The organism is Thiocystis minor (genome assembly GCF_016653465.1).
In the GTDB taxonomy this organism is placed as follows: Bacteria; Pseudomonadota; Gammaproteobacteria; order Chromatiales; family Chromatiaceae; genus Chromatium; species Chromatium minus.
Map to the genome: position 1 here is coordinate 51,588 of NZ_NHSQ01000110.1, position 15,813 is coordinate 67,400.

General features: G+C 47.8%; 14 protein-coding genes. 5 read left to right on the forward strand and 9 right to left on the reverse strand.

Going from position 1 to position 15,813, the window contains the following annotated elements; genetic code table 11:
- Positions 1–101 precede the first annotated feature (101 nt).
- The 4 genes from CCR95_RS15640 (at position 102) to CCR95_RS15655 (ending at position 2,974) form a co-directional block, all read left to right on the forward strand.
- The gene (locus tag CCR95_RS15640) at positions 102–1,085 is read left to right on the forward strand and encodes a serine hydrolase (RefSeq protein ID WP_338115409.1); all 984 of its coding nucleotides are present in this window, start codon (positions 102–104) and stop codon (positions 1,083–1,085) included.
- 6 nt (positions 1,086–1,091) lie between these two features.
- Positions 1,092–1,706: a PAQR family membrane homeostasis protein TrhA gene (gene trhA, locus CCR95_RS15645; RefSeq protein ID WP_201096053.1), complete on the forward strand. Its 615-nt coding sequence runs from the start codon at positions 1,092–1,094 to the stop codon at positions 1,704–1,706.
- An 11-nt stretch (positions 1,707–1,717) separates the two neighbouring features.
- A complete protein-coding gene (locus CCR95_RS15650) occupies positions 1,718–1,951 on the forward strand; it encodes a SlyX family protein (RefSeq protein ID WP_201096054.1) in 234 nt (77 codons plus the stop codon).
- Between the two features lie 96 nt (positions 1,952–2,047).
- The gene (locus CCR95_RS15655) at positions 2,048–2,974 is read left to right on the forward strand and encodes an alpha/beta fold hydrolase (protein ID WP_242523276.1); all 927 of its coding nucleotides are present in this window, start codon (positions 2,048–2,050) and stop codon (positions 2,972–2,974) included.
- Between the two features lie 54 nt (positions 2,975–3,028).
- On the opposite strand, the gene CCR95_RS15660 is transcribed toward CCR95_RS15655, so the two are convergent.
- A complete protein-coding gene (locus CCR95_RS15660; protein WP_201096055.1) occupies positions 3,029–3,886 on the reverse strand; it encodes a polysaccharide deacetylase family protein in 858 nt (285 codons plus the stop codon).
- Between the two features lie 124 nt (positions 3,887–4,010).
- Between CCR95_RS15660 and CCR95_RS15665 the strand changes: the two genes are divergently transcribed.
- The gene (locus tag CCR95_RS15665; protein WP_201096056.1) at positions 4,011–6,167 is read left to right on the forward strand and encodes an AAA family ATPase; all 2,157 of its coding nucleotides are present in this window, start codon (positions 4,011–4,013) and stop codon (positions 6,165–6,167) included.
- Positions 6,168–6,218: 51 nt separating this feature from the next.
- Here the strand turns inward: CCR95_RS15665 and CCR95_RS15670 are convergent, their stop codons facing one another.
- The 8 genes from CCR95_RS15670 to CCR95_RS15705 all read right to left on the reverse strand — a co-directional run bounded on the left by CCR95_RS15670 (position 6,219) and on the right by CCR95_RS15705 (position 15,590).
- Entirely contained in the window at positions 6,219–7,400 is a 1,182-nt protein-coding gene (locus CCR95_RS15670) for a glycosyltransferase family 4 protein (protein ID WP_201096057.1), read from the reverse strand.
- A gap of 33 nt (positions 7,401–7,433) precedes the next feature.
- Positions 7,434–8,798 (reverse strand): O-antigen ligase family protein, encoded by a 1,365-nt coding sequence (locus CCR95_RS15675; RefSeq protein WP_201096058.1) that lies wholly within the window; start codon positions 8,796–8,798, stop codon positions 7,434–7,436.
- Between the two features lie 44 nt (positions 8,799–8,842).
- Positions 8,843–9,661 carry a CpsD/CapB family tyrosine-protein kinase gene (locus tag CCR95_RS15680; protein ID WP_201096059.1) on the reverse strand — a complete coding sequence of 273 codons (819 nt, stop codon included), beginning with the start codon at positions 9,659–9,661 and terminating at the stop codon, positions 8,843–8,845.
- A 44-nt stretch (positions 9,662–9,705) separates the two neighbouring features.
- Positions 9,706–11,286, reverse strand: a complete 1,581-nt coding sequence (locus CCR95_RS15685; RefSeq protein WP_201096060.1) for a GumC family protein — start codon at positions 11,284–11,286, stop codon at positions 9,706–9,708.
- 101 nt (positions 11,287–11,387) lie between these two features.
- Positions 11,388–12,605, reverse strand: coding sequence for a DUF481 domain-containing protein (locus CCR95_RS15690; protein WP_201096061.1), 1,218 nt, complete (start codon positions 12,603–12,605; stop codon positions 11,388–11,390).
- Positions 12,606–12,617: 12 nt separating this feature from the next.
- The gene (locus CCR95_RS15695) at positions 12,618–13,208 is read right to left on the reverse strand and encodes a polysaccharide biosynthesis/export family protein (RefSeq protein ID WP_338115410.1); all 591 of its coding nucleotides are present in this window, start codon (positions 13,206–13,208) and stop codon (positions 12,618–12,620) included.
- Between the two features lie 163 nt (positions 13,209–13,371).
- Positions 13,372–14,544 carry a GNAT family N-acetyltransferase gene (locus CCR95_RS15700; protein ID WP_201096062.1) on the reverse strand — a complete coding sequence of 391 codons (1,173 nt, stop codon included), beginning with the start codon at positions 14,542–14,544 and terminating at the stop codon, positions 13,372–13,374.
- 47 nt (positions 14,545–14,591) lie between these two features.
- A complete protein-coding gene (locus CCR95_RS15705; RefSeq protein WP_201096063.1) occupies positions 14,592–15,590 on the reverse strand; it encodes a sulfotransferase in 999 nt (332 codons plus the stop codon).
- Between the last annotated feature and the right edge of the window lie 223 nt (positions 15,591–15,813).

Below are 15,813 nucleotides of genomic sequence, written 5' to 3' on the forward strand. Positions count from 1 at the left end.
TATTTTTATCGAGCCAAACTAAAAGAGAGGCCGCCGTCATGTCCAGGTTGCGCGTGTTGCGATCCCTGCCCCAAGCCCTTGCTGGAGACTGGCCCGGTGGCATGGTCCGGATACTCCTGACGGCAATGCTCCTGGGTCCACTGGTTCTGAGCGGCGGCGCCTGCGCTGCGCCCGAACGCAGCGAACCCGAGATCGTCTCGCGGACCTACTCTTCACCCGAGTCACGCAATCGAACCAGCATCGACGATCGCGATCCCTCGGAAATCCTGTCCATGGCGCGCGAACTGTACCGCCAAGACAGCCTATCCCATCGGAATCCCCCCGGACTTCATCTTCAGTCCGCCAGCGCGCTGGTGGTCGACGAGCGCGGCAATCGCATCTACGCCAAAAATGCGCAGCAGATCAAACCCATCGCCTCGGTCACGAAATTGATGACGGCCATGGTGGTGCTGGACGCCGGCGTCCCGCTGAGTACCCGGATCGGCATCATCGAGGACGACCGTGACCGTTTGCGCAACAGCAGTTCCCGACTCATGATCGGCAAGGCCAACCTGACGCGCGGCGAACTCCTGATGGTGGCCCTGATGTCCTCGGACAATCGCGCCGCCCACGCCCTGGGACGCACCACCTTCCGTGGCGGCACGCCGGCCTTCGTCAAGGCCATGAACCGCAAGGCAAAATCGCTCGGGATGTACGACACCTATTTTGCCGACTCCAGCGGACTCAACGGACAGAATCGTTCCTCTGCGGAGGATCTGGTCAAGATGGTCCGGGCGGCCGCCACCTATCCCTTTATTCGCAAGACCACCTCCACCGGCGAAATGACGCTCCATCCCTTCGCCGATGGCCGAGCGCTGCTGTACCGCAATACCAATTCGCTGGTCCGCAACCCCGACTGGAACGTGGAAATCAGTAAGACGGGCTTCATCAACGAGGCTGGCCGCTGTCTCGTCATGCAGACCCGCATCGCCGACCGGCGGCTCTATATCGTACTGCTGAACGGCTCGGGAAAACTCACCCCATTGGGCGATTCCAATCGGGTACGGGACTGGCTCCTGAACGGGCAAAAGACCGCCGCGAGGTAATTCGAAGTGTACGACGGCGAACGCTTCAACAGCATTTCGCATCTTGTCGGCGCCGTTCTAGCGCTGATCGGCGCGACCGTCCTGGTGACCCTCGCGAGCGCGGAAGGGAGCGCGCCGCGGATCGTCAGCTTCAGCATCTATGGGGTCACGCTGTTCCTGCTCTATCTCTTTTCGACCCTCTACCACAGCCTGCGCGGGCGCGCGAAACGGATCTTCCGCACGCTCGATCACCATGCCATCTATCTGCTGATCGCCGGCACCTATACCCCCTTCACCCTGCTGGCCCTGCAAGGCGCCACGGGCTGGTGGATGTTCGGCGCCGTCTGGGGCCTGGCGCTGATCGGCATCGTCCTGGATTCGCTGCCCCGCAAGGGTCCGCGGATCCTTGCGATTTTCATCTATGTCGGCATGGGCTGGCTGGTGCTCTTCGCCCTGGATCCGCTGATCGCCGCACTCCCCCCCGGCGGATTCTGGTGGCTGCTGGCGGGCGGACTCTTCTACACCGTCGGCATCGTCTTTTATGTCCTGGACGACCGCTACCCCTGGTGTCATGGCATCTGGCACCTATTCGTGTTAGCCGGCAGTATCAGTCATTACGTCACGATTCTCTTTTTTCTCTGATGTCGCCGAAGATGACAGAGCCAACCGATGCCGCAAGCCCCATCCTCGCGGCCATCGCCGATCTGCAGATGCGTCTGACCTATCAGGACGACGACATCAAGCAACTCAATCTCATCGTCACACGTCAGCAGGGAGAACTTTCGCGGCTCCAACAAGAGATGAATCAACTGCGCGCGCGCATCGCCGCCCTGCCAGACATGCACTCGGAGACCGCGCGGGCGGAACCGCCACCGCCTCATTATTAAACCGCGTCGACTCCGACGCTTGTTGGCTCGGGCGAGGCATGCCGAACGCAGTTTAACGGACTCTGTGGCATGCGGCGGAAGGATTGAGTATCTTGGATGTCACTGAATCGACCGCAGGCATTCCACCTCCTCATGGATACATTCACCGCCTTACAGAATCAACTCGCCGATGCCGACAGCCAGTTTCTGGACTGCAATGGGTTCCGGGTTCATTACAAACGCGCCGGAACCGGTCCGACACTGATCCTGCTGCTACATGGCAGTTTCCTGAGTCTGCGCTCCTGGAGACGAGTCATGGAACCGCTAGCCGAGCAGGCGACGGTGGTCGCGTTCGACCGCCCGGTTTTCGGCCTGACCTCACGCCCGCTCCCGCAAGACGGCGGCGGCGCACGTTATAGCGCGGAAGCGCAAAGCGATCTGGTCGCCGCGCTGATCGGACAACTGGGATTCGAGCGCGCGATCCTGATCGGTAACTCCACCGGCGGCACGATTGCGCTCCTGACTGCGCTGCGTCATCCCGCGAAGATCCAGGGTCTGGTGCTGGTCGGCGCCATGATCTACAGCGGCTATGCGACCAGCGAGGTGCCTGGCCCTATGCTGGCCGTCATGAAGGCAGCGCGGCCGATGTTTTCGCGTCTGATGAAATTCATGATCGGCAAGCTCTATGACAAGGCACTGCGCAAATTCTGGTTCCGACAGGAGCGTTTTTCGGACGAGGAACTGGCCGCCTATAAAGCCGAGTTCATGATTGGACACTGGGACCAGGCCTTCTTCGAGTTGTTTCTGGCCACACGGCATCTCGGACTGGAGGCACGCCTGCCATTCTTGGCTGTCCCTTCCCTCGTGGTGACCGGCGAACATGATCGGGCGGTTAAGCCCGAAGAAAGCCGGCGCTTGGCAGCAGAATTGCCCGAGGCTACGCTTGAGATGATTCCCCAATGCGGCCATCTTCCACAAGAAGAGTCCCCAGAAGCATTCGTTGCCATCGTGACGGAGTTTCTAAAGCGGTTTACTGTCAACTAAACCGCCTCCAGGACGACAAGCAATCTGCGGCTCCTGAGAAAACTCGCTCTCTCATCACAGCGAGTTCCGATGTGCAAGATTCCAAATAAAATGATAAGCGATGTCATCCGCCGTCTCCCCACGATAGGAGTTCACCGGAATACGGCGAAGATAAAAAGGGTCGGAGTTAATTGAATTCACGCCCCCATGGCAGGAGAGACAGCAGCGAAATCCAGCCTCTTTTACAATTGCTCGATTGTCACTGCTCAGGTTGTTCCTGCCCCCATAAGGATAGGCGAAGAGGTCGATGTCTATCCCGAGTTCGGTTTGTAATCGCTGACGAGCCTGGGTAACTTCATCAAGAGCGGATGCCGATGAAATTTGTCCGAGGTCTGCGTGCGTGACAGTATGACAGCCAATCTCAAAGCCCCGTGTGCGCAGTGATCGAACCTGATTCCAATCCATCCAACCTGGAGTTTTAGGCAAGGCCTCATCCCACCAAGCGACATCATTGGTTCCGATAAATCCAGAAGCGACAAAAAAGGTTGCCGGAAGCCCGAAACGCTCAAGGATGGGGGCCGCATTTTCGAAGTTATCGCGATAACCATCGTCAAATGTAATCGAGAGCGTCCCACCCGATGACTTGCGGCCAAGCTCATCAAGTTGCTGGGACAGAGGAACAACTCGAAACGCATGCGCAAAAAATTTGCAATAATCAGCGAACGCTTCGATTCCACAGGTTAGTTGATCGGGATATTCGAGATTATCCACGCGGTGAAATGCAGCAATCCAAACGTGATTCGAGGTTACGATTCGCTTTATGGGTACGCCTAGTAATACCCTACCAATCATCCGCTTAATCTGATGAGTGGCTCGATTGTTTTTTTTACTCTTCTTGTCGCCTGAGTTTGTATTCATTTTAGTTTGATTCACCCTGACGCAATGCCTGTTTCTCATGCAAATGATGTAATGTCTATTTAGACTGCTATCATTATATAAAAATTAGCCTATTCTATCTGTTAGATGTTGCGACCTTAAATACAAGAAGGATTTTAAAATGTACGAATCTTTTTTTGACCTTCGCGAAAAACCTTTCTCGCTTCTGCCAGATCCTAGTTTTTTGTTTATGAGCGATCAGCATCAGCAGGCGCTGACACTGCTTGAGTACGGACTATTAAACCAAGCCGGCTTCATCATTCTCACTGGTGAAATCGGTTCGGGCAAAACCACGCTGATGCGCTACTTGTTGACGAAGCTCGACGCCAGCTACACCGTAGGGCTGATTTCAAACACCCATCAATCGCTTGGCGACCTAATGGATTGGGTTTGTATGGCACTCGATATTCATATGAGTAATGCAACAAAGCTCGAAAAATATCAGGCGCTAGTCGACTTTATTATCGACAAGTATGCAAAAGGCAAACGCGTACTTCTGATCGTTGATGAAGCTCAGAATCTCGGTATCGAGACGCTTGAAGAACTGCGTTTACTATCGAATATCAATTCTGACAAAGATCTTGTCCTGCAATTGATGCTGCTAGGTCAACCACAATTACGCGATCTTCTTCGTCATCCCGATCTCGAACAGTTCGCTCAGAGAGTTGCTTCTTCATACCACCTCGGACGAATTGGTTCAAAGGAAACAGAAAGCTATATCCGACACCGCATCTTAATCGCAGGCGGAACACACGAGATATTTAGTCACGATGCCTGCGAAGCCATTCATCACTACAGCAAAGGCATACCAAGGGTTATCAATCTTATTTGCGATACAGCCCTTGTTTACGCATATGGATCCGGCGAGGAATTTATTACAAGTCAATCAATTGATGAACTTATTCGGATTCATATGCCGAACCTCATCATCAAGATCGACAACAAACGAAGCGATCATAAAAAGCCCGAAATAGACAAGCCTACGATCGGCAGCGCGGCAGCAACGTCGATAGATGCGAACTCTAACGCGGTCGCGATTACACCATCGGTTGCCAGTCATGCTTCCAGTGATAGAAACCCTGCACACGATCAGAATACACAGATGGAAACGCCCGAGCGTTCAACCTCTGATCATGCGTCAAAAGAAAGCGAAAAGGAATCGAACCCACCATTAATCCTGGGGATAGCACCGCCCGCCCCTCTCATTCCTACCCGGAAAAGCCTTAGTACCTCTACGCAGGATCCAATACCAATTGGAATACCGCCTCAAGAAAAAGCGGTGGCATCACTATCCGGCATTCATGGCGGCATCGTATCTTTGAATCGAAAACAGAGCGCCATAAATGCGAAATTTCCGCAGCAGCGAGACCACGAATCACAATCGGCATCTTACAAGAAATTTCTGGAAACTGATCGGCGTACTCAGCAACCAACCAATTCATCGTCTAACCGACTGCTACCGATCATGAGTGTAATTTTAACGGTGACTTCCCTCGGATTCGCAGCAATCTGGTTCGGCGATTCGCCGATTAACGAAAATATTAGAATAAGAATTTCCACTTTGTTAAAGCCGTACATTGAAAGCACAACAGAGACTACGAATATTACTCAAAATATTAAAAATCCAACAATCGAAGCAGACTCTACTGCACGCAACGATATCGACCGCAAGCAAACGTATTTGGAATCTCCTTCCATGATAATGACCAAACAACAATATACGCTTGGGACGCTATCAACTTCGGAATTGAAGACTCAACAAGACTTATCGACGCATTCCGCAACCGAGAATCAGGGAAAAATATCTCCCGATCTCTTGACTAAAAATGAGCTCAATGAAACCTTGCCGATAGACAATCTGGAAAACCAATTGCGTCAGTTAGCTGAATCGGTTCAGAGACATGCTCCGGAACATCTATCCGCCAACTTAGGCAGTCTTGTCCAATTCCAAGACGGAAGCACCCAGCTAGAACCAGCAGCTAAAAAAACGCTTTCCCAGATCGCAAACATCCTAAAGAATTTTCATAAAATACAGGTAAAAATCATTGCTCACACAGACAGTTCTGGAAGCATTGCGCTGAATCAGTCAATATCTGGCAAGCGTGCAAAAGCCGTTGCTGATTACTTTTCGGAACTCGGAATCCCAATCGAACAGTTGGAATACGAGGGTCGGGGAAAAAGTGAAATGAAAGTTGAACCTAATCAAGAAAGCAGCATAGGAACATGGGTAAATCGGCGTATAGAAATCGAACTCATAGATAAAAGCAAGATCAGGTAACTTCGTCATGGATTTAAGATGCATGAAAAGATACGAATAACCTAAAACGCTTCATCTTGTATCAGTATCACTACAGCACACGGGCGTAGATCTGCCAGCGGCAACGCGCCTGAGTAGATCAGCTATTGCTGTTACCATTTGATCCTCACGAAACTGACTGACGACGAGCTTTCGTCCATTTTTACCCATCTCCTGTAAAAAAGACTGATCAAACGCGAGAGCGTTAATTTTGCTGGCTAGATTTTCAATATCTCCTAACCGAAATAAGCTTCCTGTTTTTCCCTCGATGACCGCCTCAGACATTCCTCCTATATTAGATGCTAATACAGGAGTCTCCATGGCAAGTGCCTCCAGCATAGCCATGGAAAAAGTCTCTACAGCAGTAGAAGGCAATATCAATAAATCGGTGCCGGCCAATACAGGTCGCACATCGGTTATTTCACCCATAAAACGAAATTGATCTCCGATGCCATAGGCATGTACTTGATCTTGGATTTTGTCTCTAGTTTGTCCATCGCCGGCAAAAACAATAAAGATATTCGTATTCCCGATTAATGCATAGGCATCGACAAGAAGGTGCTGACCCTTTTCGGGGCGAAAACCGGCTATACAAGTGAGGACAGTTGCATAAGAGGGAATCCCATACCTTTGTCTGAATAATCGTCCGTCATCAGTGAATGCATTAGGTTCGAAACAATCAGTGTCGACACCATTGTAAATTACATCAGAGATACTCTCTAAAAAATGATATCTTTCACGCCAATATTCCATTTGCTGCTTACAAACGAATACTATTGAGTCACACCGACGAAGTATCCATTGATAAACAATCCTATTTTGCAACTCCTCTTTTAAACCACGACTGATAGTTGTATGTATTGCAACAATTACTGGGGGCTTACGTACTGAAAGCTTGCTCGCCAGCCACCCCCAAAAAGCAGAAAATGGTGAACTGCAATGTAGAACATCAATGTTTTCGACATTGATAACACGCGATATCATTAAGACGAGATTCCAATCAAACCACCTCCGAGTACGCAAGACATGATGAAATCTCACATAATCCCGATTTAGCCGGTCTATCAGATCTAATTCCTTTTCAAAAACCAAGAGATGCTTCTCGAATTGGTTTACATCGAGTCGGTTAACAAGATTAACGACCTGAGTTTCTGCACCGGCACGACGTAGAGATGGCACGATAAAAAGAACTTTAATCGGCATCTGCGAGGTCATTTTAATATCTAATGGAATTAATTTTGATTAAACTTAATGAGTGATTAATTCAGGGATATGATCGTTAGTCTCGCTAGGCACCAAAAAATTCTTACTCGCCAACGCAACAAGCGCGCCCCAAATCATAAAGATGAAATGTTGATACTCAGTCGACTCCGACCTAAGAAACTCGACCTTAATTTGATCGATTAGAAATACAGTCATCACGATAATCGCAAGTCTAGCGAAACCGTCCTCAACTAGACTACCCCTAGGGGTTCTACTCATCCCCTCGTGGAAACTCCAGGCGATACGCATTAAAAAAGCCAAGTATGCGATTAATCCAATAAAGCCTAGCGTATAGGCGAGGAAAAGATAAAGATTGTGAGGCCACATGACAGGCTTAGGTGCACCTGGTTGTAAGTAGGTTTTATCCGAGAGTTTTAATTGTGGTCCATGACCAACAATAGGCTTTTTCTGTATATTTTCTAAAGTTTGTGGCCATGCTTTACTTCGCGAATCTGGAACGCCTTCCTCAATTTTCGTTTGCGCCAAGCGATCAAACAACTTATTAAAATCGGTATAATTAATGATTACAATAGATGAAAGAGCAAACGCAACCCCGGCTCCACCAAGACTTAAAAGCACACCACGACCGCCCATCTCTTTCCGAAACAAGAAAAGAAACAATATACTACCGCAAACTAAAGTAAATATACCCCCTCTATTACCAGTCGCGATCATCATTGAAAAATTTCCCATGATCATAAAAAATAACATCAGCCTAAGAAGCGGACTGAATTTCAGCGTCCATAGCGCATACCCCGTTATAAATACCGCGATTACCATATATTCGGCAGTTAACCCAACAGTTCCAAACGGGCCACTGAGACGTCCATCTTCCCGCGCAGGGCGCAAACCTATCTCACCACTAACCAATGGAGAGTTTTCATCAAGCCCCACAACGAGTTGCGCAACGCTATAAAGCAATACCAAGCCATTCGTAATCAGGAACAGGTATAGAAAATGTCGAACATCCATGTTTTTCCGAAAATAATTATACACAATATAAAAAATCAAAAAATCCGATCCTATTAAAAAAAGATAAAACAAATGATCTTTTAATGTTATCGACGATACCTGACTAAGTGAAAGCGCATACGCAAAAAATATAAATCCGACATATCCTATGAATGGAAATTCTCGAAACTGATTACGCAAAACCCAGACAAACGCTACCAAATAAATCAAATAAATTGTAAGCGAACCATACCTTGAACCAATAATCTGGAATGGTATGATTAATATCAATGTAACGACTACAAACTTGGCAGGCAAAAAATAAATAAATATAAAAGACAATACAGCAATGACCGCTGCTGCATTCATTTGAATCCACTGCGCAGAAGACAGATCCATGCTTTTATTTTTTGAGATTCGGAAATCAGCGTAGCGATAGAGAATTAGTAGTCATAACAAATTCCCCCTTCATTCGACTTCGTAAGCACGGTTCCGAGTATCGGTTTATCCTTGAGCATCTCGTATGTTCTACGTATATCTTCTGCTGTCGTTCGACCTTCCTCAATAACGAGGAGCACTGTGTCCCAGTATTGCGAAAAAGCAACAACATCATCAACCGGAAGTACTGGCGGCATATCAAGAACCAGAATCCCCTCGGCATACCTTCGCCTGAGATCGCTCATCAAATTCAGCATCTTTGGAAGTAATAGCGCTTCGGAAGAATGCGAAAAAGCTTCTCGACCTGGAAGAACCAATAAGCCTTCAATATTAGGACTGAAGATAATATCTGTTATTGGCACATCACCGACCAGATAATCGCTAATACCCGGAATAGGGTCATCAGTGAAACACGTCCGAATCGATGGATGTCGCAGATCCAAATCCACTAATAACACAGACTGGTGCGCTTGTCTGGCGAGATTGATTGCCAAATTGATTGCCGTTACAGTCTTTCCGTTGCCTGAATTAGGACTCGTCACCAGCAAGGTTGACCAGCCGCTAGTCTTCATTTTTTGCAAAACCTGAGTGCGCAACATTTTAAAGGCACCTTCCACATTGCCATTCCCCCCACCCTCAAGGAATATGCGGTGGGCTTCAAGCCGAGCGCTTTCGACTGCAATATTCTTATGCTTCAATAATGATGAATTGATAGAACCGGTATTCGGCTCTATCATGGTCGCAGGTTGGCTCTTCGAGCTATATGGTTCAAGCGAAAAACGGGCTTCGCGCGCTTTTTCCAGTGCTTTCTTTATACGATCCATGAATACAAACCCTAGTTATGAAATGGATAATATTTTTTATCAGGCTACCACAGGGGAAATAGAAATATATGCATAAATAGCAATCCTAGAATCGCGGTGCCAGCCAGAACAATAATGAATTGCTTGCGTTTCTGACCATGATGCTCACGATCCGCGGCCGTCTCAATAAAAGGAATGACTGCAAGAGGCGCAGTACCAGTAAGAGTTTCTAATCGACGGCTTCCGTAAATTCCTTTATCAAATGCTTCACGTAGTGTCATATTTCCGATCCCTGCCCCAAAAGCCAAAACCATGCCAAGAAAGATCATTGCAGGCCGATTTGGCTTGAAAGGTTCACTCGAAACAACAGGTGCTTCAATCAGCGTAAATCGCTCCCCCTTACTTTCTGTTTCCAATGCTTCAGCGAGTTTTGCCTCGCTTAATTTTGTTTTAATATCTCGATATCTAGCCAAGGCAGACTCATAATCGCGCGTTATTGAAAGATATTCTCGTTCAATCGATGGCGATGCAGCTATTCTTCTTTCATACAAGGCAATTTGTTCGAGCAACTCAGCACGTGTTTTTTTTCGTGAGTTAAGCTCTGCCTCGTTCGCCGTGAGTCTCGTTCGAATCTGTATATAAATTGGATTGTCTGCATCTTTGATCAAAGCTGATCCTAATGAGCCGGCATCGTCACGTGAGCCATTTGAACGCAGCACATCCTGCCGCAGCGCGCGAATTTCACGGTCTAATTTTTTTAAATCTGGATGTTCCGCGGAATACCGCGAGGAAAGTGCAAGATATTTTGACTCTAGCGCAGCTAGCTGTTCACTTGCTGTCAAGATACGTTCGCCGCTTGCCGAGACTTGTCTGCTGTATGGATCCGTTCGAGCCAATTCTCCTTGCAGAAGAATAGAACTCTCCGTCAATGAAACGATCGATTGCTCTACTTCACGAAGTCTTTCTTTGGTTCGCTGCAAAGACTCCTGGTTGAAATCCATCATCTCAGGGAGACTATCTCCAGAATTCGCTTTAAATGCAGCCAACTTCTCTTCAAGATTTCCAATCTCATCGGCCAGTCTTGTAGCTTCCTGCTGAACGAAAAGTTTTGCGTCTTGAGTAACCTTCTGACGGATCTTCTGATTTTCCTCAAGGTAAAGGGCAATAAGATCGGAAGCAACAGACTGTGCAATCTGAGGGGACTCGGCATCAAACGAAATAGTAAAAGCGATCGTTGCTTCTGCTGCACGACCAGTTCGAGAATCGACGACTTTCGAACTAATAAGCTCCATGTTGACTGCGTTTTTCATGAGCGTTAATGCCGCAGAGTCCCCCTGTTCCCGGCGTACTTGCTCATAAAGTTTATGCTTATCCATAATCTGGATCAGGTTTGATCCCGTCATTACGCGTTGCTGTACTAAGGAGATTCGATTGTCCGCGTAACTGGTGATGTTCGAGCTGACCAGATCAGTCGGGATTTCCTGCTGCTCAATTAATATTTTACCTGTTGATCGATAAACAGGAGGCAGGGTGTATGCAAACCCAACGCTAAAAACCAAGAATAAAAAAAAGGGAATAAAAAAATACCACTTGCGTCGCTTAAGCATTGCAAATATTTCACTGCGGGACTTTGATTGCTCGTCCATTACATGCACCATTTAGTTTATATTTTCAACTGTATCCAACACTATCGATTAGTGATAGAGGGACACAAGGGAAAAGTCTCATACAAGAATGGCGGTTTGGATTATTTTCGTCCCCAATCATACCCGTAGCCGAAATACACTGCATTCGAATCCGCAATTCCATTCACGACATCGCGATCCTGCCAGCGATATTGATAGCTTAAATCCAACCAGGATGATTCACTTAACTTCCATCGTAATGCTGGAGACAAAAATAAATAATCTCGATTGTTTACATTGACTTCACCGCCTGGATTCCTGTTACGAACACCTCGCGCGGTGAGACTTGAGGTAAGTCGCTCGGTAATCGGGCTGGAGACGCTTACTGTAGCCCTCGTTGTATCTAACAACGAACCTCGACCACTTGGTAACAGGGATCGTTCCACAGAGACCCGAAGTGATCCACCACGTTCGTAGCGCCGATCAAGGTCGACCTGAAGCAGCGGACCACTACTGCTCTCATCTTCAGTACCGCTTTGTCCTGTTCCATTACTTCTTATTTCGGCGAAACGTGCACCTCCAAGTGCACTCAGCATTGTGCGCTCTGATAATTGGAATCGGATACCTGCTTGGATTCCATAGCTATCAGAACTTTCGCTTACCTCTTCCGATTCATATTTCTCATAGCTCATTTGGCCAAGTAAATGACTCCGTTCGCTCAGATCATACTCTGTGTTGAGACCAAGTCGTGAATTTTGGAAATTCGAGAGCAGTATGTTCTCAGCATCCTCGTAGGAGACATCCTGGAACGTATAGATTGCATCTACCCTTGCGCGCTCAGAAAGGTCGTACCCCAATGAAGGTGTGACTTCGATACTGCTACGCCGCTTATTCGCTTGCACTAAGCCGGTGGTATCTGCCTCATCTTCGCTTGTCAGCGTAGAGTCATAGCGAAATCTGGATCCCAAACCGAACCTCACTCGACTCATACGGTAACCATAGACAAGATCGAGCGCACCATCCGTTGTGTTAAGCTCACTGCTCCCGTCGTAATACCTTGAATCAACCGTTGCTCTTAATTCTAGGTTGCTCTTCTCGGTTCGTTTTGCTAAAGATCCATAGATCACAGCTAATCCACCAAGTGAAGCCTCTGGATCATCCACGCTTAGGCGGACATTATCATCGTAGAATAGATTCAGACGAGCGCCAGGCTCAAATGTCCAAGGATGTTGAAGGATGTCGTCGCTGATAGCGGGGGAATTGACCGCCATCACACCAAGCACCAAAAAGGCTGAGGCGCCTGGATGAGACCGGATAAAGGCATTCTTTGTAGAATTCATGTCCATTGCAAATTAAGGCACAACGACAACATCACCGGGTTGGAGCCTGATATTTTGTGACAGCCCTTCGCCACGAATAGCCTGCTTGTAATCGAAAGGAAATGACTGCTCCTTACCATCGATTTGCCGTAGAATTCTAATCTTTTTTTCTTTCGCGAATGGCGATAACCCACCTGCGATGGAGATTGCCTGCATCACAGTTAAATCACGCGAAATAATTGGGAAATCGCCTGGCTTATTGACGCGCCCAACCACATAGACACGATTTCCCGGAATCTCCTGAAGCGTGACCGTGACGACAGGATCTGGTATATATCGCGTCAACTTAGACTTAAGGCTTTTCCCTAACTCATCGACGGTCAAACCTTCAGCCTTCAAATCGCCAGCAAGGGGAAACGATATCCCTCCATCCGGCCGTACAAGCACCAATTGCTCAAGGCCAGGTTCCTGCCAAACCGATACATTAACGATATCGCCGGCGCGAAGTTTGTATCCGGCATCGACAGCGCTTACTTCCGCAGCTTGCAGATCTGTTATTGCCATGCCTGTTAGCATGGCCAAAAAGGCAAACCTGATTCCCGTTTTCTTATAAGTGGCTAACACAGATACCCCCCGCAATTCCTGAGTTTTTGCTTTGATGCGCTTGCATGCAAGTTAGATGATTTGCTTGCCCGCACGATAAAACGCATTGACCGACATTCCTTCTGAAGCACAAAATATTTGCGTTCAGTTAGGCCATTTATAGTTCTAAAAATCTTTAAAACAGTCAACTCCTGTTCTTTGTAGATTCAAGATAGCGCAGATATAGCGGTTTGACTCTCTGTTTTAGCCTCTCTATGAGAAAGGCAACCCCGCCCTTCACTGTTGGCTTGTACAGATAGTGATCAAATACGGCCTGTTTAGAGGGATCCCAGTCATCGTTCCAGCGAGCCCCGGTTACAAAACTGATTCGTCTTATCGTAGGATGCCCAGAATATTCGCGCAAGGCCCAATCCAGCAGCAGAACTCCAGGGCTTTGCGCACTAAAAGTACTATCATAGCCAATTTTTAATAGATTGTAAGTGGTGCCAGAAATAATCGCGAACTGGGCAGCAATGGGCCTCCCATTGAGAGTCAAGACATCAATCGCACATTGACCTGTCACCCCGAACCTAGCGAGTAACTCTTCGTAAAATCTTCGTCGCTCATCGTCATATCGAAGCGCGGTTCCAGCATGGCCTTTCCAGCTTGAAGCTTCTATATTTACAAAGTCGTCAAATGCGGATTTCAAATCTGCGAGGTTGCGAGCAGATGTGAATTTGACAGTGCCTAATTGCTGCAGATTTTTTAATTTTCTTCGGTTGTTACGTCGGTACTTCGCCGTAAGACCGGAAGTTGATTCATCGTAGCTATTTTTACATCGAATATATTTACTGTCATGATGGTAAACACTAACGCACCATGCAGGACTGCGAAAATGCATTGAATATGCGATCGCACTGTCTTCCGCCACGTTTTGCAGGAGCATGAGATCGAAGGATCTCGGGCTAGTCGCTCGCAGGAAATCAGTAACCAAATCCAATAAAACCTGATTCTGCGGCTTCTGAGCAAATACAAAATCACTTAACCCCATATCGTTATTCGACCAGAATACGCGCCAAACGCCCAGATTCAGACCGAACCTTTTTTGCTTCAAATACTCGAGGGGGAAAACGCCAACTGGTGCATTTTTATTTGTGATTAATATGGCGACAAAATTTTCCGACGCACTTGGATCGCTCTTGAGGAATGAGCCTAACCAATCTGGCGACTGAATAAAGGACGCATCATCGATGCCAGCCACAATTTCACGCCACGCATCAAACAGGGAAGCAAGATCGTCCGTACCTTTGTAAAGGGTGAGTTTGTAGTCAGTCTGCGAAGAGGGGCTGATGCCCAGGACAAACATAGGTTTTGACAATGAAGATCCCTCTACGGAAAGTAAATTATTGAACGCTCTCTAGAGATTCAAGTCGACGGACGATTATTAGGCAAGGGACTATAGGCATCGTAGTTCGTCACGCCAGTCATTTTCAGTATCTCGTCGACTTCACGCAAATCCTGTGGAGCAATTCGATCAAGCCATTTACTGTGTAAATTTACGGGCAACGACGTGTTCCGCCAATCCGGCGACGCCTGCTGCGACGGACTTAAAATTAATCTCCTGTCCCATTCGACATGCTGCAAATCAAAAAACCGAGTCATCCGATCCCACTCTGGAACACCTGTCTCTACAAGATGTTCATAATAGACGACCAGGTAGCCATTATTTTCTGAATCGGAGAGCGGTAATTGGTTCTCGATACACCATATCAATGTGTGTGCCTGAGCTTTCGTAAGATCCTGACTCAACAACTCAGTATATTGTCCATTATTTAAATGACGCAGGTTCTCATCGTTTCGATATGTGCTTAATATTCTGGACGGATCCCATGATACCCCCCCTAGACGCAGCTTCGACTCCACCACGGCACCTGGATGCCTTACGAGCAACAACACTTTCGCGTTAAACCTACTCACCAACCAGCCCAGCAATAAATTTGCCCGAATACACTTTACAATAACGTGGTTTCTTGACCGCCAAGTTCGACAAGTTCTATATTGAGCGATGGCGCGCTGCCACTCTCTAAACAACTTTTTGAACGCATCCACTCGATCGAGCGTAGAAAGCCTAGGAAATATATCGCACGGCGGCACACGAAAATCTGTCCACAAGCTCGACAGATCTCCCGAAAAAATGCGGAGAAAAAATTCCTCCATTCCTGGGATATCGGAATCCCGAGGCACGTACTTCCAAGCATAGTGTCTCGCCGCCTTCACCGCGCCGGGATGCAGTGGCTCGAAGATCGGCCGCAACTCATAAGTGGTTGCGAGAACGTCAAGCACCCATGTAGTACCGCTGCGACTCGACCCGGCAATCAGAAGCGGTGGACCGAAAGGAAGACTTCCATTGACAAGCTTGGACATCGCAACGTCATCCTCTTCGGCTCACTAAAATTGACTCGTGATCTGGCCTCGGATATCCGAAAAAGTCTAGCACACTTGCACTTTTCTTCATTGGGAGAGTCCCGATGACGTTGATGATGCTCGCGGAAATTCCGTCCGGAAGCAATGTCTCAAAATAGCCCATTAGACGATCCAGAATCGTTGAAATTCCAACTGCGTTAGCAATGAGTTTAGGGACCAGCAG